We start from the raw sequence: 19,535 nt of genomic DNA on the forward strand, positions 1-19,535 counted from the left end.
CGCCTTTCGTTTCAACGACAATCGGACGCCGCGCCCCTGGGCACCAGTGGGCGCGGCGTTTTTTTACGCTTTATGCAGGAAGTCTTCGGCACATTGCAGTACCTGCTGGCGGCCTCACCGACCGCCTGGATCGTTTCGATGCTGGTGCTCGGGCTGCTGGTGGGTAGCTTCCTGAACGTCGTCATCCATCGCCTGCCCATCATGATGGAGCGCGAGTGGCAAGCTCAGGCGCACGAGATCCTCGGCCCGAACGCTTATGACCCGCCGCGGGCGGAGCCGATCGAACGCAAGCCATACAACCTGCTCGTGCCCCGCTCCGCCTGCCCCAAGTGCGGCGCATTGATCACCGCGCTCCAGAACGTCCCGGTGATCAGCTATCTCTTCCTGCGTGGCGCGTGCGCCAATTGCGGCACGAAGATTTCGATCCGCTATCCATTGATCGAACTGTTCACCGGTGTGCTGTCGGCGGCCGTGGCGTGGAAGTTCGGCGTGAGCTGGTACTGCGGAGCGGCCCTGTTGCTCACCTGGGCACTGGTCGCCTTGAGCGCCATCGACTTCGATCATCAGCTGTTGCCCGACCAGATCACCCTGCCGCTGCTATGGCTCGGTCTGCTGCTCAGCCTCGCGCCGACCTTGCCTTCGTCCTGGCTGCCGGCCGACAGCGTCTCCAGCATCGTCGGTGCGGCGGCCGGCTATCTCATCCTCTGGAGCATCTATCACCTGTTCAAACTGCTCACCGGCAAAGAAGGCATGGGCTACGGCGATTTCAAGTTGCTGGGCGCGCTCGGCGCCTGGCTGGGCTGGCAATCGCTGCTGGACATCGTGCTGGTGTCCGCATCGGTCGGCTCAGCGGTAGGCATCACCCTGATGCTTCGTGGGCGCGATCGGAACGTTCCCATTCCCTTCGGGCCGTTTCTCGCGGCGGCGGGCTGGATCGCGCTGATGTGGGGCGACCGCTTACCCGCGCGGCTGATGCTCGCCGGTACTCTCTAGTAAATATTGCGACGGCAGTATTTGCCCCACCCGCCATGGGCTCCTAAACTTCCGGGCGATGTTTTCGTCCACCAAACGACCTTTTCGGCCACTGCTGATCGCGCTGACCGGCGGGATCGCCAGCGGCAAAAGCGCCGTCGCCGAAATCTTTGCGGAGCTCGGCGCGCCGGTGCTGGATACCGATCAGATCGCGCGCGACGTGGTCGAGCCCGGCACGCCTGCCCTGGCCCAGCTGGTTGCCGAATTCGGTAGCGACATTCTCGACACCAGTGGCCGGCTCGATCGCGTCCGCATGCGCGAGCGCGTGTTTGCCGATCCGGCCCAACGCAAGAAACTCGAGGCCATCACGCATCCGGCGATTCGGGAAGAGCTGGCCGCGCGAGCTCAACGAGCGCAGGGGCCGTATCAGATTCACGTGATTCCGCTGCTCATCGAGAGCGGCCGCGCCGATCTCTACGACCGGGTGCTGCTGGTGGACACCAGCGAGGAAGAGCAGCTGAAACGCCTGATGGCCCGTGACGGTTCGAATGAAGCGCTGGCTCGGCAGATCCTCGCGGCGCAGGCCTCACGCGAAGACCGGCTGGACGCCGCCGACGATGTCATCGTCAATACCGGCACGCTGCAGGATCTGCAGCGGTTCGTGCAGACCCTGCATCGCAACTACAAGCTGCTGGCCGAGCGCATCAACGCTCAATAGCCGATCTCGCAGGTCAGAACCTGTAAGAGACCTGCGCGCTGACGATATCGACCGACGATTCCTGCTCACCGATCAAGAAGCCTCGCGCGGCCGCGTTCCCATCATCCTGATTCATCCGGGCGTCGTCCGCGAACAAGTGCGCGTAGCCGACGTCGACCACCCACGAGTTGCCAGGATTCCACTGCGCGCCCACGGCAACCCAGTTGCGTTCCGAGTCGGGCAGTCGAGCGGTGCGGGTGCTGTTAGGAACATTCGTCCCGTCATGCGCGATACCGCCCCGCAACTTCCACTGATCGTTGAGCTGATACGTCGCTCCGATGGCGTAGCGCCAGGTATCTTCCCAACGCTCCGGCGTCACGGAGAGCACATCCCCAGAATTACGCACGATGCGCAGCTCCTGAATGCTGCTCCAGCCGGTCCAGGCCACGTCGGCCATCAACTCGACTTTGCCCATGCGGTGATACAACGAGGCCGTCGCGATGTCGGGCAGCTTCAAATCCACCCTCGCCGGTCCAGTCGCAAGCTGCCCGCCAGGTGCTGAAGCGGCCGTGATGATGCCGGCGCCAATCGGATTCGCCGTAGTCGCAGGACGGAAGCGCACGCTCCCCTCCAACGTGTAATCGATGGTGGAGCGATACGATAGTCCCACGCGCGTGTCATCGGAGAATTCATAGAGCAAGCCGGCGTTGAAGCCCCACGCGCTGTCGTCTCCTCGCACCGCCGTGTGCCCCTCGAGACCCGCATTGGCCAGTATCAGCCCCGGCACCGCGGTGGGGGACAACTGTCCAGCCGCCACCAGGTTCTGCAACCCTTGCGCGACGACGGCGGTGTAATTCACGGAGTTGGTCAACTCTGCCTGAATGCGCTGATAGTTCACGCCCACGCCAAGACTGAGCTGCTCGTTCAAGCGCCACGACAGCGAGGGATTGAAGTTATAAGTCTGGATTTCAGAATTGAGCGCCTGGAAGCGGCCCATCCAGCCGTCGCCGTATTCCAGCTTCAGACCGAACGGCGCATTCACCCCGAAGCCGAACGCGAAGCGCTCGTTCAACGGCATCGCGAAGTAGCCCGCTGGCACTGCATTCCAGTCGCCGGCATCGCCACCATCGCCGCCGAGCGGTTGCCCGAGCGCCGCTTGTGAATTGCTGTTCTTGAACTCCGAACTGATGAGCACGCCGCTTGCGACCACCATGAACTCACGCTCGGTGAGCTTGGCCATACCGGCGGGATTGTAAAAGATGGTGCTGGCGTCATCGGCTGCGGCCGCCGTGCCGGAAAACGCTGTACCCAGACGGCTCGCGCTTTGCTCCAGCAAAGCGAAGCCCGAGCCGAAGGCGCTGCCGGATGCGCAACAGAACAGCAGACCTACCGGCAATGCATATCGACGCATTCTGCAATGGCTGGCTACGGATGACATTGGTTCACTCATGTTAGCTACCGACCACGACAAAACTTACAAATGCAAGAAAAATCAACGCGCGCTCACAGCGTTAGTTCCGCAGCGTCGGCCGTCTCGATCGGGCGTGCGCGGAGATTGCGAAAAGCGAAGCACGCGACGGGCACTGGAGCCCCTCGTAAAACATTCTCTGAACATGGGATCACTGCAGCATCAAGCCCGCATTCGCATCGGCATTTCCGGCTGGCGATACACACCATGGCGCGGCGTGTTCTATCCGAAGGATCTGCCGCAGCGCCTGGAACTGCACCACGCCTCGCGCGTGCTGCCGACCATAGAGATCAACGGCTCGTTCTACTCGCTGCAACGTCCGGAAAGCTATCGGCGCTGGCATGACGACACGCCGGCAGACTTCGTGTTCGCGGTCAAGGGACCGCGTTTCATCACGCACATGAAAAAACTGCGCGACGTGGAGACACCGCTGGCGAATTTCTTCGCCTCGGGCGTGTTCAATCTGCACCGCAAGCTCGGACCCATTCTCTGGCAATTTCCACCCAACTTCAGATATGACCGGCAAAAGCTCACAAAGTTCTTCGAGCTCTTGCCACGCGACACCGAAGCGGCGCTGAAGCTGGCGCGTCGGCGCGACGCACGCATGAAAGGACGCTGCAAGCTCGCCATCGATGCGTGTCTTCCGCTACGCCATGCGTTCGAGGTTCGTCACGAAAGTTTCTGCGACCCCGAGTTCGTCGAACTGCTGCGCGAGCATCACATTGGGCTGGTGATTGCAGAGACCGCCAAGCGCTTTCCAATGATGCATGACATTACGGCGGACTTTGTCTATATGCGCCTGCACGGCGACAAGACGCTTTACCAAAGCGGCTACAGCGAGCGCGCGCTGGAGAAATGGGCAAGGCGCATCAGGGCCTGGCAACGTGGCGGCGAACCGCGGGATGCGGAGAAGATCTGCAAGAGCAAGCCGCCCACCTCGAAGCCGCGGGACGTCTATTGTTATTTCGACAATACCGATGTGAAGTTGCGCGCGCCGGTCGACGCTCAATCCTTGATGCGCAAGCTGAACGTTACTTGGCCGTCACCCAACGTCGTTCGATCCAGCCGAACAGCCATTGCACGAGCAGCGCGAGCACCGCGGCCGGCACCGCTCCTTCCAGGATTAACTTAGTGTCATCCAATCGGATGCCGGTAAGTATGGGCTGACCATAACCACCGGCGCCGATGAGCGCGCCGAGCGTTGCCGTGCCCACGTTGATCACGGCTGCTGTCCTTATTCCTGCGAGCATGGAGCGAGCCGCCAGCGGCAGTTCGACATAGCGTAGGCGTGCAATGCGCGGTAGGCCGAGCGCTTCCGCGGATTCGCGCAGATCGCGAGGAATATCGGCCAGGCCCGTGTGCGTATTTCTCAGGATGGGCAGCACGCTGTACAGGAACAGCGCCATGATGGCCGGCGCGTAACCGATGCCGAGCCAGGGAATGAGGAATACCAGCAGCGCAAGCGCCGGCATGGTTTGCAAGATGTCAGCGATGGCGAAAACGACGCGACCGATGCCGCGGCGATGGAAGGCAACGATGCCCAGCGGCACCGCCACCAGCATCGCCAGGCCGAGCGAGATCCCGACCATCGCCAGATGCTCCCTGGTCCGCCGCCAGATGCGGGCCGACCTGGACTCCACTTTGACATCCGACGCAAGGCCCAGCTCTTCGCGCAAAAAGCTGGCTGCGATCTGCGATTCCGGCTCGCGATCCAATGCAGCGCGCGCATTCATCTTCGTCATGGTCATCTCGTCGATGCGACCGCCGAGTCGATCGAGCGATTCGCGCACGGCGCTCGCGACATCCTCGCGACACACCAGGATGGCGTCGTAGGCTGGAAAAAATTCGCGATCGTCCACCAGCGTCGTCAGGTCGTAGTGCACGATCTCGGCGTCCGTGGAATACAGATCGGTCAGATCCAAGGAGCGAGCGGCGAGCCCGCGATACGCCAGATCATGCGACAACCCCACCACATTTTGTTGGGGCAGACCGTAGTGCTGGCGGATTCCAGGCCAGCCATCGCCCCGCTGCATGAACTCGTTGCTGAAGCCGAAGCGCAGCGTCGGATGACTTGCGAGCTGCGACATTCGAGTGATGCCCAACTCGGCCGCCCGGTCGCGCCGCATGCCAAGCACATAGGTGTTGTTGAAGCCGAGTGGCTTCGAAGTCCACATCGATTCACGCGCCAGAAGCGCGCGCAACTCATCGTCGTTGCGCACGCTTTGACTGGCGAAGATTTCAGTTCGCAGGGTGCCGGTGTATTCCGGATAGCACTGAATGTCGCCGCGAACCAGCGCGCTCCACAGCACTCTCGTGCCGCCCAACTGGCGTCGATGCTCGACATCGTAGCCGGCTTCTTTGGTCAGCTGTGCCGCGAGCTCACCGAGGATGACCGACTCGGTGAATGCCTTGGAGCCGATGACAGTCTTGGCTGCAAGCACGCTCGGGCTTGTCACCAGCGCCAGGATCGTCAGCGCGGCACCGAGCAGACACCGACGATATTCAACCATCGAGCGCCTCGGCATGCAGGCCTCGCTGAGCTTTCACGAAATCGCTTACGAACTGCTCAGCGGGTGCGTCGATGAGATCGCGATAGCTGCCGCGCTGGACGACCTTTCCCTCGCGCATCAACGCGATGTTCTGCGAGAAGAACGCTGCTTCAGCCATGTCATGCGTCACCAGCAGCACCGACTTTCCCAGCCTTTTGAATAGACGACGAAGATCCTCCTGCAGACCATGACGCACCATCGGATCTAGCGCACCCAAAGGTTCATCGAGCAACAACACCGCCGGATCGAGCATCAGCGCTCGCATCAAGCTGACCCGTTGCCGTTGCCCGCCAGAAAGATTGCTCGGATAGCGGTCCAGCGCATCGCGCGGTAGTTGCACCAGCTCCGCGAGCTCGGCCACGCGATCTGCAATCCATTGCCGCTCCTTGCGCAGAAAGCGTGCGGCCAGCGTGACATTGTCCACCGCGCTCAAATGCGGGAACAGACCACCGGACTGGATCACATAGCCGATACGACGACGAATCTCCAGCACGTTGTCGGGCGCGAGTTTTCGATCAGTGACGATCACCGAGCCCTGCTGGGGCCAGGCAAGCCCGGCAGCAAGCTTGAGCAACGTCGACTTCCCACAACCGCTGGGACCGATCAGCGCCACCGTCTCGCCCGCTTCGACGCGCAGGCTCACATCGTCCACCGCGACCGCGTGTAGATATCGGTGACTGACGTGTTCGAAGGCGATGGCGCAACTCATGAGCACGACAGCTTAAAGCAAACCACCTATCACTCCCACCCAGCAGCACAAAGATGCAGGTCTCGAGCGCATCGGCTATACATGCGGACGGGGATGGAACCTGAGCAATCGGATGAACAGCAGGCCACACCCAAAAGCGGGCGGCTGGCTGATTGCATATGCGCTGCCCGCGGTGGACACTCGGTAACCATGGCTGACATACCAAGCATTGCCGCGTCGGTTGCTTCCTTGAAGCAGCATCTGGAGGCGCATCGCTATATCTGCTCCGACCAGATCGCGACCGCCGTTTATCTCGCGTATCACCTGCGCAAGCCGGTGTTGATCGAAGGTCCGCCCGGCGTCGGAAAGACCGAGCTCGCCAAGACCACGGCGCAGATGTTCGAACTGCCACTGATTCGCCTGCAATGCTACGAAGGGCTGGACGAAGCGAAGGCGCTGTACGAGTGGAAGTATGGCAAACAACTGCTCTACACGCAGGTGCTGAAGCAAACGCTCGATGAGGTTCTGCAGGGCGCAAAGGGCTTCGCCGAATCGGTCAAGCGGCTGCATGAGTTTGGGGATATTTTCTTCTCGGAAGAGTTCCTCGAAGCGCGGCCGCTGCTGAAGGCGTTACGCGAAGAGCACGGCTGTGTGCTGCTCATCGACGAAGTGGACAAGTCGGATCATGAGTTCGAGTCGCTGCTGCTCGAGATTCTTTCCGACTATCAGGTCTCGATTCCCGAGATCGGCACGGTGAAAGCCCGGCACACCCCGCCTTTGGTGTTCCTGACCAGCAACAACACTCGCGAGATTTCCGACGCGCTCAAGCGGCGCTGCCTGCACTTGTATATTCCGTTTCCGGACATCGCTCTCGAACAGCGCATTGTCAACGCTCGCGTGCCAGAGATCGCGCCTCGGCTGCGTGACCAGCTGGTTCGCTTCATTCACGATCTTCGCGAGCTGGATCTTAAGAAGGTGCCATCCATCAGCGAGACGATCGACTGGGCTCGCACGTTGCTTCTGCTGCATGCGGACCGGCTCGACCCGGAGCTGGTTAGGAACACCATGAACGTGATCCTTAAATTTCAGGAGGACATCGAGAACGTACAGCCGGAGCTGCGGACACTGACCGACAAGGCAGTCCGTTCATGATCAAGTACCGCGTTCCGAGCATGCACTCACGCAGCGTCGACGCGCTTGGCAGACCCAACCCGATGATGTCATGGACCAGTTGCTGACCAACTTCATCCGCGCACTCCGCAACGCCGACGTTCGCATTTCGCCGGCGGAAACGTTGGATGCGCTCAGCGCGGTTCAACTGATCGGTTACGGAGATCGGCAGCTGCTGAAGGACAGCCTCGGCCTCGTGCTGCCGAAGACGCTGGACGAAAAGGCGGCCTTCGATACGTGCTTCGACCAGTTCTTCTCGTATCGTGCGCGCACATCGCTACGCTCGCCCACACCACCGTCAGCTCAGGACGCAGCGACAGCAGATCGCGGCGACAACACTCGGGACCGCGCTGCTGAGGCCAACGATGGCACTGAGAATCGAGAAACTGAGGCCGGCGATGGCACTCAGGCCGGGAACAGCAGCGCCGGCAGCGGCGAAGCTCGTGGCGAACGTTCCGGCCGCGGCCAGAGCAGCGAAGCGACGGCGGCCGCCCGCGAGGCTCGCGAATCAAGCGAGGATGTCAGCCCCGGAGAGATGCCCGCGCCTCAGTCCCCGCTTAGCCGATTACTGACCCGCGCCAATTCGATGGAGATCAATATCGCCATCAATGCCGCCGGCCAGCAGGTCAACGTCTACCAGATCGAGCTGTTCACGCAGAAAGGCGTGTACACCCGTCGCATCCTGGAGGCGATGGGCCACACCGCACTCCAAGAGGAAATCTTCTCCCTCAGCGACAGCGCAGCCATTCCCGACCGACGCCTCGCCCAAGACCTCACCCGTCGGCGCGACTGGCTACGCGAGCGAATCCGCGAGTACGTCGAACATCAGTTTCTTTTGCATGCCGATGTCAGCGGTCGTCGTCTTCGAGAAAGCCTGCTGCGGGATCTGCGGCTCTCTTCGGTTGAGCAGCGCCATCACCGCCTGCTCCGCGACCTCGTCCAACGCATGGCCCGCAAGCTGGTCGCCGCCTACTCTCGCCGCCGCAAAGTATTCCGCCGCGGCCATCTGCACGTGCCTCGCACCCTGCGTCGGAACATGAAATATGACGACGCCATCTTCGACTTGCACTGGAAGTCCGTGAAGACCGACCAACCCAAGGTCTTCGCCATTTGCGACGTAAGCGGCTCGGTCGCCAACTACGCGCGCTTCATGCTGATGTTTCTTTATAGCCTGGAGGAAGTGCTCCCCAAAGTCCGCTCCTTCGCCTTCTCCTCCGACCTCGGCGAAATCACGGACCTCTTCGCCCGCAACGACATCGACACCGCCATCGCGTTAGCGCTCCGCCAATACGGCAGCGGCTCCACCGACTACGGCCAGGCTCTTGCCGACTTCCGGAAGCTCTGCCTCGACGACCTCGACCGCCGCACCACCGTCATCATCCTCGGCGACGCCCGCAACAACTACGGCGACGCTCGCACCGACGTGCTCAAGGAGATCTACGACCGCGCCCGCCGCGTGCTCTGGCTCAACCCCGAGCCCAGGGCGATCTGGGACACCGGCGACTCGGAGATGCGGCATTATATTCCGTACTGTCACCAGGCCGAAGAGTGCGGGACGCTTGCGCAGCTGGCGAGGGTGGTGGATCGGCTACTAAGGATAGGCCTGTAGTACACAGTCAACGCCCATAGTGCGGCTCACTCATCGCCGACCCTAATCAAAGCCAAAGCCGTCCACCCAAAAGCTCTTGTCGAGCTCGTAACCACCAATGTTGAAGTTCTCCGGGTAGTCCTTGAAGCCCGGGAGCAGTTTCAGACGTTCGATAGCTTGTTGAGCATTCGCTTCAGAGGAGAAGATGCCGATGGTCTTAAAACCATCGAGCTCCTCCTCATTGCGAAAGTGAGTCACAAGATAAACTTTCATAAATGACTCGAGTGCGCTGTCAGCGCACTTCCGCCGACTTGCGCAATCTCCGCCTCGACGACCTCGACCGCCGTGCCACCGTCATCATCCTGCGGCGCTCCTGCAACAACTTCGCTGCCGCTCGCGCCAACGTTCTCAAAGAAATCTACCGTCCGCGTCGTTGCCTCACGTTAGATGACACATACGACAAGAGCGTAGCTCACAAACGCGATCCGGCACGGTTAAAGAGCCAGCTCCGGTGAAGCGCAGGATCCTTTAGTAGTTTATCGCCGCACCCGGCTATCACGAGAAGTCAGCGGTCCGTGTTCTGAATCGATCCCACATGAAAATGAGCATTTGCAGCATCGAGGACCAAATGGGATACATCGCCACGCGCCGTCATCAGTCTCTGATATAGAACTCGCAATACACATGCTCGATCAAGACCGATGGCCCCTTTGCAACGATCAACTGAGCATCCACAACTCGCGCTCGAACATATGCGAGGTCGATATATCCATAGGGCGCCCAATCAAAGAAATCATAGAACTCGGCGAAAACATTGCCCGCAGTCGGCAGATTCTCGCGCACACGCCAGATCATATTCCGGTTCTCGTCTCGTGCTCCGAACTGCACAGGCCACTCGCTCAGCCCAGATCTTGGCCTCACGATCAGCCATGGAATTGGCGCCGCCCTATATTCTTCGGTCCTTCCCTTTAGACCGCACGGTGCCACCACAAGAGTTCGAAACAAACTCTGCTCAATACTCGCGAAGTCGTTCTGTGTTTCGGCCGACTCAGGCGCCTCACTTCCGGCGAAGTACGCATTCCATGAGTGTCGGACCGCCTCCTTGAACAAAGACAAATGTCTGGTGATGTTTCTCAATTGGACTCCTTCATAGTCTATCTAGTCCCCGAATTGGATTCTGGTTGTAAATGATCTCATGCCAGAACCCAGTCACATGGCCGTGGCCTGGTCCATCGACCCACCACTTCTTCCCAAGCGGGCATGGATTGCATTTCCCTTCACAGTCCCTGCCCATACTGATAGTGCTTACCCAAGACCCAGTAGTGCATCCTGATCGCCGCCTTCGGCGGCTCGGCGTAACAGCATGAGATACTTTGCGTACCTAAAGGCAGAACGATCGGGATCGGCGAACTCACCAGCCTCAGTCTCATGTATGAACCCGAGGAATTGGCAAGCCTCGATCGCATCGCTCTGGGCGAGCGTGACAAATCGCGACACTGCGCCACTGATATCGTCGCCCTCGTACGCCTTGGCTTTCTGCAGGAGCCTACCAAGCGGGATCTCCTCGATGGGCTACAGCGATCCTTGCTCATGGCGGGCTCGCTCGGAGCTGGCGACAACTCGCGCAGCGCCGGATTTGGATGACTCAGCCGATCACCCGGCCGCCTTGTTCTGCTGCTTCACCACGCTCGTCGCCATCGCAATCATCGACGAGATATCGCTCAGAGTCGCCGGCACGATCAGCGTGCTGGACGATTCGTCCGCTACCTTTCCGAACTGTTTAGCGTACTCCCCCGCGACGACTACGACGCCATTTTTGGCTTGCACTGGAAATTCGCGAAGACCGATCAACCCCAAGGCGTTCACCATCTGCGACGTAAGCGGCTCGGTTGCCCCGCGCTTCACCATGATGTTTCTTTACAGTCTCGAGGAAGTGCTCCCCAAGGTCCGCTCCTTCGCCTTCTCCTCCGACCTCGGCGAGATCACCGCCCTCTTCGCCCGCATCGACATCGACACCGCCATCCCGTTAGCACCTAGCCAACCCGGCAGCGGCTCCACCGACTACGACCAAGCCCTCGCCGGCCTCCGCAAACTCTGCTTGGACGACATCGATCGCCGCACGAGCGTGATCATCCTCGGCGATGCGCGGAACAACTACGGCGACGCACGGACGGATGGCTGAAGGAAATCTATGACCACGCTCATAGAGTGCTGTGGCTCAATCCTGAACCGAGATCGATGTGGAACAGCGGGATTAGCATACTGTCACCAGCTAGGAGAGTGCCGGACGCTGGAACAGCTGACCAGAATCGTCATCCAGTTGCTGAAGTCAAGCAACTAGCTGAATTCTCTGCCCAGTCACGTACACCTTGGCCACAAAAAATCCCAATCGCAGTACGGGAGCATATCAACTCAACCGCACAGCGAGCTCGTTCTTCCTTCATCCCCTTAGGACGCAATCACGCGCTCAGTGCATTCGCAAGGCGTCCACATGCAGCTGAAGCCGACACGTCCTGGAAACTCAAGCAAGGGCTAATATTCTATCTGTCTTACCATGAACAACGATCCCCAGAATCACTCATTTCAAGAGTTTTCGGTTGCCGTCCGTTCATGGAATAGCCGCGCTTATCACCCACGATTGCGCATGTGTCACTTCGCAAGGAACGGAAAACCATGAGAGCTCCGCAGCATTACCCGTCATGCAGTCAAGCTATTTCTTAGCTCGCACTCAATAAGAACATCTGGTGCCGGGTCCATCGCCATCGCCTCCTCAAAGTAAGCAGGATCGCTGCCGTATTCGATAGAGAATATAAAGCCTCTCACGCACCAAACCTGTGCTTTGATGGTAGCAGCCACTCCTTTGACCGTGGCCGACACCGTCACCTTCGCGATCAATAGTTCTTCGGCCTTGTTGAGAAATGCAAGCGACTCATCAAATGTCGGCCGGCCGCGTTCCATCCTGTAGAAGTTGACCTCTGCCCCTCCAGGCAGCCTCTGCACTTTGTTAATTGCCTCAACCTGTCGGCGCCACAAAGCAGTAAGATCGGCACCTAGTTGATCCTTGACGCAGTTAAGGATACGACTTTCCAACTCGGACAGCCGCGTATCGGCGTTCAGTAACTTGGCTAAGAATGATCTCATTTATTGCACTCGCAGCCGGCCGCACCTGCACCAATCGCGCCATAGGCGCCACCCGCCCCAGCCCCCTTATAATGTTAGGTATTCGGATTATTTGCTGTTGGAGACGGTTCGGCATCGGATTTTGCGCCTTCCAAGCTCTCTTCATGAAACCATAGCGGTATGGATCAGACAGTGCATGAATCACAGTCGGCACGTAGTTCCCATTGAACAAAGATCGGGGCCCACCCATGCGTGCCGGAATCCAGTGCGGAAACTCCAACCCTACACCACGTGCACCTGCGGCCCGTAGTCCGGCAAAACCGCCAGCAGCGAAACTCCCCGCTACTCCAGTCCACTCACCGTTGGAATACGCATCCGACGAATAATCAATGCCACCATCGATATCGGCAAATTCAAAACACCGTCACTCCGGAACGTGGCCGACACCGCGCCATACATGCACGACGGCGGTGTCGCGACGCTGGCAGAGGCGGTAGAGCTGGAGCTTTACAGTCGTGGCGCCGTCACGTACCCCATCATCCTGACGCGAGGAGAAAAAGCCGATCTGCTGGAATTCTTGAAAACCCTCTCGGGCACGCGTTCGGCGGTTCCCTGATAGCTTCACCCCACCTTGTTCTGCTGCTTCACCACGCTCGTCGCCATAGCAATCATCGAAGAGATATCGCTCAGAGTCGCCGGCACGATCAGCGTGCTGGAGGCTTCGTCGGCCAGCTTGCCGAATTGCTTCACGTACTCCTCCGCGACCCGCAGTTGCATGGCTTCCATGCCGCCGGGGCTGGCGAGGGCTTCGCCGACGCGCTTCAAGCCTTCGGCGGTGGCGGTGGCGATGGCCATGATGGCTTGAGCCTGACCTTGAGCTTCGTTGATCTGCTGTTGTTTGTTGGCTTCGGATTCCTTGATGACGCGCTGTTTCTCGCCTTCGGCCTGGTTGATCTTGGCGTCGCGGTCGCCTTCGGATGTGAGCACGACGGCGCGCTTCTCACGCTCGGCACGCATCTGCTTTTCCATGGCGTGCAACACGTCCTTGGGCGGGGTGATGTTCTTGATCTCATAACGCAGCACCTTCACGCCCCACGCCCCCGAGGCGTGATCGAGCTCGCTGACGACGTTGGCGTTGATCGTGCCGCGCGCCTCGAAGGTGCGATCGAGATCGATTTTGCCGATCTCGCTGCGCAGGGTGGTTTGCGCGAGCTGGATGATGGCGAATCGATAGTTGCTGATGCCGTAGGAAGCGCTGCGGGCATCGAGCACCTGCAGATAGAGCACGCCGTCCACGCCGACCTGCACGTTGTCCTTGGTGATGCAGATCTGCTCGGGAATATCCAGCGCCTCTTCTTTCAGAGTGTGTTTGTAAGCGACGCGCTCGACGAACGGCACCAGAATGTGGAAGCCGGCCTGCAGGGTGCGGCTGTAGCGGCCGAGCGTTTCGACGACGAATGCGCTCTGTTGGGGCACGACGATGGCGGTCTTCATCAGGACGATGACCACCAGCACGAAGATAGCCAGCACCACGTACATGGTTGTGCTCACGAAGACCTCCAGTTTCTTTCGAGTGTCGTCAGTTTGTGAAATCGGGGCGGCGCGCTAGGCAGCCGAGCGCACCATCAGAACCAGGCCGTCGACGCGCGCGATCACCGCTTCGCGGCCGGCTTCAATCGGCCGCTCATCGACGTTGCGGGCAGTCCAGGAAGAGCCGCGATAATCGACGCGGCAGGTTTGCGAGGGCTCGAGCCGCACCGGCACCGTAACCCGATCGCCCACCGTCAACCGCTCTTCGACATGACCGGTGCGCGCACGCACCAGCTCGTACGCTCGTTTGCGGAACGTCACCATCGTCACGACAGCAACAACGGAAAGGGTGAGCCATTGCGCCCAGTCGGGCAGATCCACGCCGCTCAGGCCCAGCAGCCCGACGATGGCGGCGGAGATTCCGAAGAACACCAGATAGAACTGCGCGTCGAACACGAACATTTCGATCGCGAGCGCCAGTGCGGCGACGATCATCCAACTCCACCACGGCATGGTGCTTCTCCCTTGGCGAGCCCGTGCAGATCTTACCAGCTGCCACGCCCGGCACACCGGCACTAACACGCAATCCGCCGGTCACTCGCGCACAGTCGCCGGCCAAAAGAAAAGCCCCGCCGAAGCGGGGCTTTTGCAAACAAACAAGGCGAAGCAAACAGGGACGACCTGTAAGCGCCGGGTCGCAGGCGGCAAGCGCCACCTGCGACACCGAAGCAACTTACATGTCCATGCCGCCCATGCCGCCCATGCCGCCGGGGGCGCCGTGAGCGTGATCGGCCTCGTCCTTCGGGGCTTCGGCGATCATCACTTCGGTCGTCAGCAGCAGGCCGGCCACAGAGGCGGCGTTCTGCAGAGCCAGACGCGTCACCTTGGTCGGATCCAGGATGCCCAGCTCGAGCATGTCGCCGTAATCGCCGGTGGCGGCGTTGTAGCCGTACGTGCCCTTGCCTTCCTTCACCTTCGCCAGCACCACCGCGGCGTCTTCACCCGCGTTGGTGACGATCTGACGCAGCGGCTCTTCGATCGAGCGCGCCAGGATGCGGATGCCGAAGGCCTGATCTTCGTTCTTGCCTTCCAGCTTCTCGACAGCCTTCTGCGCACGAATCAGCGCCACGCCGCCGCCCGGAACCACGCCTTCCTCGACAGCAGCGCGGGTCGCATGCAGCGCGTCTTCGACGCGAGCCTTCTTTTCCTTCATCTCGATCTCGGTGGCGGCGCCAACCTTGATCACGGCCACACCGCCAGACAGCTTGGCGACGCGCTCCTGCAGCTTCTCCTTGTCGTAGTCCGAAGTGGCTTCTTCGATCTGACGACGGATCTGGTCGACCCGAGCCTTGATGTCGCTGTTCTTGCCCTTGCCGTCGATGATGGTGCTGTTTTCCTTCTCGACCACGATCTTCTTGGCTTCGCCGAGGTCGTTCAGGGTCGCCTTCTCGAGCGACAGACCGACTTCGTCGGAGATCACGGTGCCACCGGTCAGCACGGCGATATCCTGCAGCATGGCCTTGCGGCGATCGCCGAAGCCCGGAGCCTTCACAGCGGCAACCTTCACGATGCCACGGATGGTGTTGACGACCAGGGTCGCCAGCGCCTCGCCTTCGACGTCTTCGGCGACGATCAGCAGCGGACGGCCGGCCTTGGCGATGCCTTCCAGCAGCGGCAGCATTTCGCGGACGTTGGAGATCTTCTTTTCGTACAGCAGGATGTACGGATTGTCGAGCTCGGCGGTCTGGTTCTGCTGGTTGTTGATGAAGTACGGCGACAGGTAGCCGCGATCGAACTGCATGCCTTCGACCACATCCAGCTCGTTCTGCAGGCCCGAGCCTTCTTCGACGGTGATCACGCCTTCCTTACCGACCTTCTCCATCGCATCCGCGATGGTCTTGCCGATCGACTCGTCGCTGTTCGCGGAGATGGTGCCGACCTGCGCGATCGCCTTCTGATCCTTGCAGGGCTTGCTGAGCTTCTTCAGCTCTTCGACAGCAGCGGCGACGCCAGCGTCGATACCGCGCTTCAGGTCCATCGGGTTGGCGCCGGCGGCGACGGCCTTCAGGCCTTCGCGCACGATCGCCTGGGCGAGCACGGTGGCGGTGGTGGTGCCGTCGCCAGCTTCGTCAGAGGTGTTGGAAGCGACTTCCTTCACCATCTGCGCGCCCATGTTCTCGAACTTGTCCTTCAGCTCGATTTCCTTCGCAACCGACACGCCGTCCTTGGTGACGGTGGGGGCGCCGAAGCTCTTCTCGAGCACCGCGTTGCGGCCCTTGGGACCCAGCGTCGCCTTGACGGCGTTCGCCAGGATGTTCACGCCCTTCAGCATGCGGGCGCGAGCGTCGTCGCTGAAACGTACTTCTTTAGCAGCCATGTGTTTAGACCTCTAGAAATTTTCTTGGTTGCCCGGCCGGCGCTGCCGGCCCGACAACGACAAATTTGCTGATGAAGGGATCGATTACTTCTCGATCACGGCCATGACGTCTTCTTCACGCATGACCAGCAGCTCTTCACCGTCGACCTTCACTTCGGTGCCGCTGTACTTGCCGAAAAGAATGTTGTCGCCGACCTTCACGTCCAGCGCGCGCACTTCGCCGTTCTCGAGGATCTTGCCCTTGCCCACGGCAACGACCTTGCCCTTGATCGGCTTTTCGGTGGCCGAGTCCGGGATCACGATGCCACCGGGGGAGGTGCGCTCCTCTTCCAGGCGCTTGATGATCACGCGATCGTGCAGGGGGCGAATCTTCAGTTTGTCAGCCATAGCTCAAACCTCGGCAAAGCTAGTTTGCGAATGGATTGATGTGGAAAAGAGACAGTTGTTCGAATCGTGGCGTCGGGTGAGCACCACGGCAAAGCGTTAGCACTCACCCCATGCGGGTGCTAATAATAGGCACGGAAGGGGATATTTCAAGTCGAATTTGGCCTCTTGTTGACCCCCTGTCGAAGCTGCGTATGCGGTGACACAGAGGCCGGGCGGGGCTATGCTGCGGACCGCGTCGAGCGAGGCTAAGTGTATGACTGAGCAAGTGATTGTCGCCCTGTCCACCTGCCCGGACGAAGCCGTTGCGCGACGCATCGCCGAGGCCCTGGTGAGCGAGCGGCTGGCCACCTGCGTGAATCGGGTGTCTGGCGTCGCTTCGACTTACTTCTGGGACGGCCGTCTCCAGGACGACGCGGAGATTCTGTTAATCATAAAGACCACGGCGGCGCGCCTGGCCGAGCTGGAAGCGAGGCTCACGGCCCTGCACCCTTATGAGTTGCCGGAGCTGGTGGTCCTGCCCGCGGCGGGCGGGAACGAACGCTATCTGCAATGGGTCCGAACCGGCGTATCCCGGTGAAATCCGCCCATTGAAGTCGGCAATGCGCGAGTTTCGATGCAATGTACCGGGGCCCGGCCCGGTCCAATCGACGGATCAGGCCAGCGATCAGGGCCAGCGACACTTGAGCACGAATTTGAATAGCAACACGCGCCAGTTGAGCATCATGGTGTGGGCCGCGGCCCTGGCATGGCTTGCCTCGTTGTCGGCGGCGCAAGCCAAAGAGGACTTCCTGCCGCCCGAGCAGGCCTATCGCTACACCGTCGAAGCCGACGGGGATCGCGTGGTGGTGAACTGGAAGGTCGCCCCCGGCTACTACCTCTACAAAAAGAAAATGGGTGTGGCCTCGACCATGGCCACCGTGCAGACCGCCGAGCCCGACTGGCCCAAGGGCCAGGAGCACACCGACGAGTATTTCGGCACGCAGGAAATCTATCGCGGCAGCTTCGCTGTGCCGGTCGCGTTCACGCTCCACAGTGGCGAGCGCCCGAAGAAGCTCGCGCTGGAATTGAAGTTGCAGGGCTGCGCCGATGCCGGCCTTTGCTATCCGCCGCTGCGCTGGAAGACCGAGGTCGATCTGCCCGCCGCGGGCGCGGGCGGCGGATTGAGCTCGTTGTTCAAATCGAAAGGCGGCGGGTTCGGCGCGCCGAAACGGAACGATGATTTCCTGCCGCCCGACGAAGCGTTCCGCTTCGGACCGGGCATGGAGCAGCCCGACAAAGTGGCGCTCACCTGGATCATCGCCGAAGACTACTACCTCTATAAGGATCGCATTCAAGTCACCACCGACACGCCGGGCGTGACGCTGGGTCGCCTGCAGTTGCCTGAGGGCAAGCCCAAGCACGACGAGTATTTCGGTGACACCGAGGTCTACTACGAGGTGCTCGAAGCGTCGCTGCCCATCGCGCGACCGGCGGGCGCCGGCACGCTGGATTTGAATGTCACTTATCAAGGCTGCGCCGAGGGCGGCCTTTGTTACAACCCGATCACCAAGCAGGTTTCACTCGAGTTGCCGCCGACCGATCGGGCGACGACGTTGCCGGCGGATGCGCAGCCGACCGGCACGAGCGCTGGCGGTTTGGCGTCGTCTTCGAAGCCGCCGGTGGCCGAACAGGATCGGCTCGCATCGCTGATACGTGACGGCAATCTGTTCGCCGTGCTGGCGACGTTTTTCGGTCTGGGCATTCTGCTGTCACTGACGCCGTGCGTGCTGCCGATGATTCCCATCCTTTCCGGCATCATCGTCGGCCAGGGCGGCACCGTGACTCCGGCGCGCGGCTTCTCGCTCGCTTTCACCTATGTGCAAGGCATGGCGCTCACTTACGCCGCCGCCGGCGCTGCCTTTGTGCTGGCGTTCCAACAGGCGCCGCAGGCGTTTTTCCAGCAGCCGTGGATCATCGGCTTGATGACGTTGCTGTTCGTGGTGCTCGCACTGGCAATGTTTGGTGCGTTTACCTTGCAGTTGCCGAGCGCGCTGCAGACTCGACTCACGAATGTGAGCAATCAACAGAAGTCAGGCACGTTCGTCGGCACCTTCATCATGGGTGCGCTGTCGGCGCTCGTGGTTACTGCCTGCGTCGCGCCGGCCATCATCGCCGCTTTGTCCGTCATCAGTCAGACCGGGCAGATCGCGCGCGGTGCTGGCGCGTTGTACGCCACGGGTTTGGGCATGGGCGTTCCGCTGTTGATCGTCGGCGCTTCGGCCGGCTCGCTGCTGCCGAAGGTCGGACCGTGGATGGACACGGTGAAATCTCTGTTCGGCGTGCTGTTCCTCGGCGTAGCGATTTATCTCGTATCGCCGCTGCTGCCTGGCGCGGCAGTGATGTTGCTGTGGTCGCTGCTCGCAGTGCTGTCCGGCTTCTGGATCTTCTCGCTCAAAGCGCGTGACGGCAGTCCCGTCGCAGCCCCGCTGCGCGCGGCCGGATTGGTCGCGCTGGTCTACGGCATCTTGCTGCTGATCGGCACGGCGTCGGGAAGCAAAGATCCATTGCAGCCGCTGGATCGCCTCGCCTCAGGCGGCGGTGGCGCGAGCACGCAAGAACATGCGCTCGCGTTCCAGCGAATCAAAACGGTCGCCGATCTCGAAAATGCCGTGGCCGCAGCGACCGCCGCGGGCAAACCGGTGATGCTCGACTTCTATGCGGACTGGTGCGTGTCGTGCAAAGAAATGGAGAAGTTCACCTTCCCCGATCCTGGCGTGCAGGCCGTACTGGCGAACGTCGTTCTGTTGCAGGCCGATGTCACTGCGAACGACGAGCACGACCGCGAGCTCATGACGCGCTTTGGCATCTACGGGCCGCCGACCATCGCCTTCTACGGCGCTGACGGCGTCGAGCGCACCGACTTCCGGTTGGTAGGATTTATGGGAGCGGAGCCGTTCCGCGAACATGCGCGGGCTGCATTCGGCAGCTGAAGCTGCCGATAGCGCCGGTG

At 60.8% G+C, this 19,535-nt stretch carries 19 protein-coding genes; 9 read left to right on the top strand and 10 right to left on the bottom strand.

Annotated features, from left to right (window positions below):
* Nucleotides 1–72 precede the first annotated feature (72 nt).
* Both JM946_RS01820 and coaE read left to right on the top strand, forming a co-directional pair.
* Nucleotides 73–993, top strand: coding sequence for a prepilin peptidase (locus JM946_RS01820; RefSeq protein WP_203165429.1), 921 nt, complete (start codon nt 73–75; stop codon nt 991–993).
* A 58-nt stretch (nt 994–1,051) separates the two neighbouring features.
* Nucleotides 1,052–1,690 (top strand): dephospho-CoA kinase, encoded by a 639-nt coding sequence (gene coaE, locus JM946_RS01825; protein ID WP_203165430.1) that lies wholly within the window; start codon nt 1,052–1,054, stop codon nt 1,688–1,690.
* A 13-nt stretch (nt 1,691–1,703) separates the two neighbouring features.
* Here the strand turns inward: coaE and JM946_RS01830 are convergent, their stop codons facing one another.
* A complete protein-coding gene (locus tag JM946_RS01830) occupies nt 1,704–3,107 on the bottom strand; it encodes an OmpP1/FadL family transporter (RefSeq protein ID WP_203165431.1) in 1,404 nt (467 codons plus the stop codon).
* A 175-nt stretch (nt 3,108–3,282) separates the two neighbouring features.
* Between JM946_RS01830 and JM946_RS01835 the strand changes: the two genes are divergently transcribed.
* Complete coding sequence (locus JM946_RS01835) at nt 3,283–4,269, top strand: DUF72 domain-containing protein (RefSeq protein WP_203165432.1); 987 nt, start codon at nt 3,283–3,285, stop codon at nt 4,267–4,269.
* Here the strand turns inward: JM946_RS01835 and JM946_RS01840 are convergent.
* Nucleotides 4,169–5,662 (bottom strand): ABC transporter permease/substrate-binding protein, encoded by a 1,494-nt coding sequence (locus JM946_RS01840; RefSeq protein ID WP_203165433.1) that lies wholly within the window; start codon nt 5,660–5,662, stop codon nt 4,169–4,171. The two genes, JM946_RS01835 and JM946_RS01840, sit on opposite strands and share 101 nt — an antisense overlap.
* Nucleotides 5,640–6,395 (bottom strand): ATP-binding cassette domain-containing protein, encoded by a 756-nt coding sequence (locus tag JM946_RS01845; protein WP_203165434.1) that lies wholly within the window; start codon nt 6,393–6,395, stop codon nt 5,640–5,642. Before JM946_RS01845 ends, JM946_RS01840 begins: the two co-directional genes overlap by 23 nt.
* 189 nt (nt 6,396–6,584) lie before the next feature.
* Between JM946_RS01845 and JM946_RS01850 the strand changes: the two genes are divergently transcribed.
* Both JM946_RS01850 and JM946_RS01855 read left to right on the top strand, forming a co-directional pair.
* Complete coding sequence (locus tag JM946_RS01850) at nt 6,585–7,526, top strand: AAA family ATPase (RefSeq protein WP_203165435.1); 942 nt, start codon at nt 6,585–6,587, stop codon at nt 7,524–7,526.
* A gap of 142 nt (nt 7,527–7,668) precedes the next feature.
* Nucleotides 7,669–9,153, top strand: a complete 1,485-nt coding sequence (locus JM946_RS01855; RefSeq protein WP_203165436.1) for a VWA domain-containing protein — start codon at nt 7,669–7,671, stop codon at nt 9,151–9,153.
* Nucleotides 9,154–9,195: 42 nt separating this feature from the next.
* Here the strand turns inward: JM946_RS01855 and JM946_RS01860 are convergent, their stop codons facing one another.
* Nucleotides 9,196–9,405: a DUF7336 domain-containing protein gene (locus JM946_RS01860; RefSeq protein ID WP_203165437.1), complete on the bottom strand. Its 210-nt coding sequence runs from the start codon at nt 9,403–9,405 to the stop codon at nt 9,196–9,198.
* A 381-nt stretch (nt 9,406–9,786) separates the two neighbouring features.
* On the bottom strand, nt 9,787–9,987 hold the full coding sequence (locus tag JM946_RS01865) for a hypothetical protein (RefSeq protein ID WP_203165438.1): 201 nt from the start codon (nt 9,985–9,987) through the stop codon (nt 9,787–9,789).
* A gap of 712 nt (nt 9,988–10,699) precedes the next feature.
* Between JM946_RS01865 and JM946_RS31900 the strand changes: the two genes are divergently transcribed.
* Nucleotides 10,700–11,314 carry a VWA domain-containing protein gene (locus tag JM946_RS31900; RefSeq protein WP_230979428.1) on the top strand — a complete coding sequence of 205 codons (615 nt, stop codon included), beginning with the start codon at nt 10,700–10,702 and terminating at the stop codon, nt 11,312–11,314.
* A gap of 515 nt (nt 11,315–11,829) precedes the next feature.
* On the opposite strand, the gene JM946_RS01880 is transcribed toward JM946_RS31900, so the two are convergent.
* Complete coding sequence (locus JM946_RS01880; RefSeq protein ID WP_203165441.1) at nt 11,830–12,273, bottom strand: hypothetical protein; 444 nt, start codon at nt 12,271–12,273, stop codon at nt 11,830–11,832.
* A 415-nt stretch (nt 12,274–12,688) separates the two neighbouring features.
* Here JM946_RS01880 and JM946_RS01885 point away from each other — a divergent pair, with 415 nt between their 5' ends.
* Nucleotides 12,689–12,868, top strand: a complete 180-nt coding sequence (locus JM946_RS01885; protein WP_203165442.1) for a hypothetical protein — start codon at nt 12,689–12,691, stop codon at nt 12,866–12,868.
* Between the two features lie 5 nt (nt 12,869–12,873).
* On the opposite strand, the gene JM946_RS01890 is transcribed toward JM946_RS01885, so the two are convergent.
* The 4 genes from JM946_RS01890 to groES all read right to left on the bottom strand — a co-directional run bounded on the left by JM946_RS01890 (nt 12,874) and on the right by groES (nt 16,534).
* Nucleotides 12,874–13,791 (bottom strand): SPFH domain-containing protein, encoded by a 918-nt coding sequence (locus JM946_RS01890; RefSeq protein WP_230979492.1) that lies wholly within the window; start codon nt 13,789–13,791, stop codon nt 12,874–12,876.
* A gap of 66 nt (nt 13,792–13,857) precedes the next feature.
* Nucleotides 13,858–14,295, bottom strand: a complete 438-nt coding sequence (locus JM946_RS01895) for an NfeD family protein (protein ID WP_203165443.1) — start codon at nt 14,293–14,295, stop codon at nt 13,858–13,860.
* 220 nt (nt 14,296–14,515) lie between these two features.
* Nucleotides 14,516–16,159 carry a chaperonin GroEL gene (groL, locus tag JM946_RS01900; protein ID WP_203165444.1) on the bottom strand — a complete coding sequence of 548 codons (1,644 nt, stop codon included), beginning with the start codon at nt 16,157–16,159 and terminating at the stop codon, nt 14,516–14,518.
* A gap of 84 nt (nt 16,160–16,243) precedes the next feature.
* Nucleotides 16,244–16,534 carry a co-chaperone GroES gene (groES, locus tag JM946_RS01905; RefSeq protein WP_116808371.1) on the bottom strand — a complete coding sequence of 97 codons (291 nt, stop codon included), beginning with the start codon at nt 16,532–16,534 and terminating at the stop codon, nt 16,244–16,246.
* 265 nt (nt 16,535–16,799) lie between these two features.
* On the opposite strand from groES, the gene cutA reads away from it, so the two are divergent.
* Together cutA and dsbD are read left to right on the top strand one after the other, a co-directional pair.
* On the top strand, nt 16,800–17,123 hold the full coding sequence (cutA, locus tag JM946_RS01910) for a divalent-cation tolerance protein CutA (RefSeq protein WP_203165445.1): 324 nt from the start codon (nt 16,800–16,802) through the stop codon (nt 17,121–17,123).
* Nucleotides 17,124–17,226: 103 nt separating this feature from the next.
* Nucleotides 17,227–19,515: a protein-disulfide reductase DsbD gene (gene dsbD, locus JM946_RS01915; RefSeq protein WP_218042547.1), complete on the top strand. Its 2,289-nt coding sequence runs from the start codon at nt 17,227–17,229 to the stop codon at nt 19,513–19,515.
* Nucleotides 19,516–19,535: the final 20 nt, after the last annotated feature.

It is taken from the genome of Steroidobacter gossypii, from assembly GCF_016801985.1.
Classification (GTDB): Bacteria; Pseudomonadota; Gammaproteobacteria; order Steroidobacterales; family Steroidobacteraceae; genus Steroidobacter; species Steroidobacter gossypii.

Bases quoted from the DNA above. Each gene is read 5' to 3' on its own strand.
- JM946_RS01880 (WP_203165441.1), bottom strand. From the start codon at position 12,273: ATGAGATCATTCTTAGCCAAGTTACTGAACGCCGATACGCGGCTGTCC.
- JM946_RS01845 (WP_203165434.1), bottom strand. From the start codon at position 6,395: ATGAGTTGCGCCATCGCCTTCGAACACGTCAGTCACCGATATCTACAC.
- coaE (WP_203165430.1), top strand. From the start codon at position 1,052: ATGTTTTCGTCCACCAAACGACCTTTTCGGCCACTGCTGATCGCGCTG.
- groL (WP_203165444.1), bottom strand. From the start codon at position 16,159: ATGGCTGCTAAAGAAGTACGTTTCAGCGACGACGCTCGCGCCCGCATG.
- JM946_RS01830 (WP_203165431.1), bottom strand. From the start codon at position 3,107: ATGTCATCCGTAGCCAGCCATTGCAGAATGCGTCGATATGCATTGCCG.
- JM946_RS01865 (WP_203165438.1), bottom strand. From the start codon at position 9,987: ATGATCTGGCGTGTGCGCGAGAATCTGCCGACTGCGGGCAATGTTTTC.
- JM946_RS01835 (WP_203165432.1), top strand. From the start codon at position 3,283: ATGGGATCACTGCAGCATCAAGCCCGCATTCGCATCGGCATTTCCGGC.
- JM946_RS01860 (WP_203165437.1), bottom strand. From the start codon at position 9,405: ATGAAAGTTTATCTTGTGACTCACTTTCGCAATGAGGAGGAGCTCGAT.
- JM946_RS01890 (WP_230979492.1), bottom strand. From the start codon at position 13,791: ATGTACGTGGTGCTGGCTATCTTCGTGCTGGTGGTCATCGTCCTGATG.
- cutA (WP_203165445.1), top strand. From the start codon at position 16,800: ATGACTGAGCAAGTGATTGTCGCCCTGTCCACCTGCCCGGACGAAGCC.
- JM946_RS01820 (WP_203165429.1), top strand. From the start codon at position 73: ATGCAGGAAGTCTTCGGCACATTGCAGTACCTGCTGGCGGCCTCACCG.
- JM946_RS31900 (WP_230979428.1), top strand. From the start codon at position 10,700: ATGGGCTACAGCGATCCTTGCTCATGGCGGGCTCGCTCGGAGCTGGCG.
- JM946_RS01895 (WP_203165443.1), bottom strand. From the start codon at position 14,295: ATGCCGTGGTGGAGTTGGATGATCGTCGCCGCACTGGCGCTCGCGATC.
- JM946_RS01850 (WP_203165435.1), top strand. From the start codon at position 6,585: ATGGCTGACATACCAAGCATTGCCGCGTCGGTTGCTTCCTTGAAGCAG.
- JM946_RS01840 (WP_203165433.1), bottom strand. From the start codon at position 5,662: ATGCCGAGGCGCTCGATGGTTGAATATCGTCGGTGTCTGCTCGGTGCC.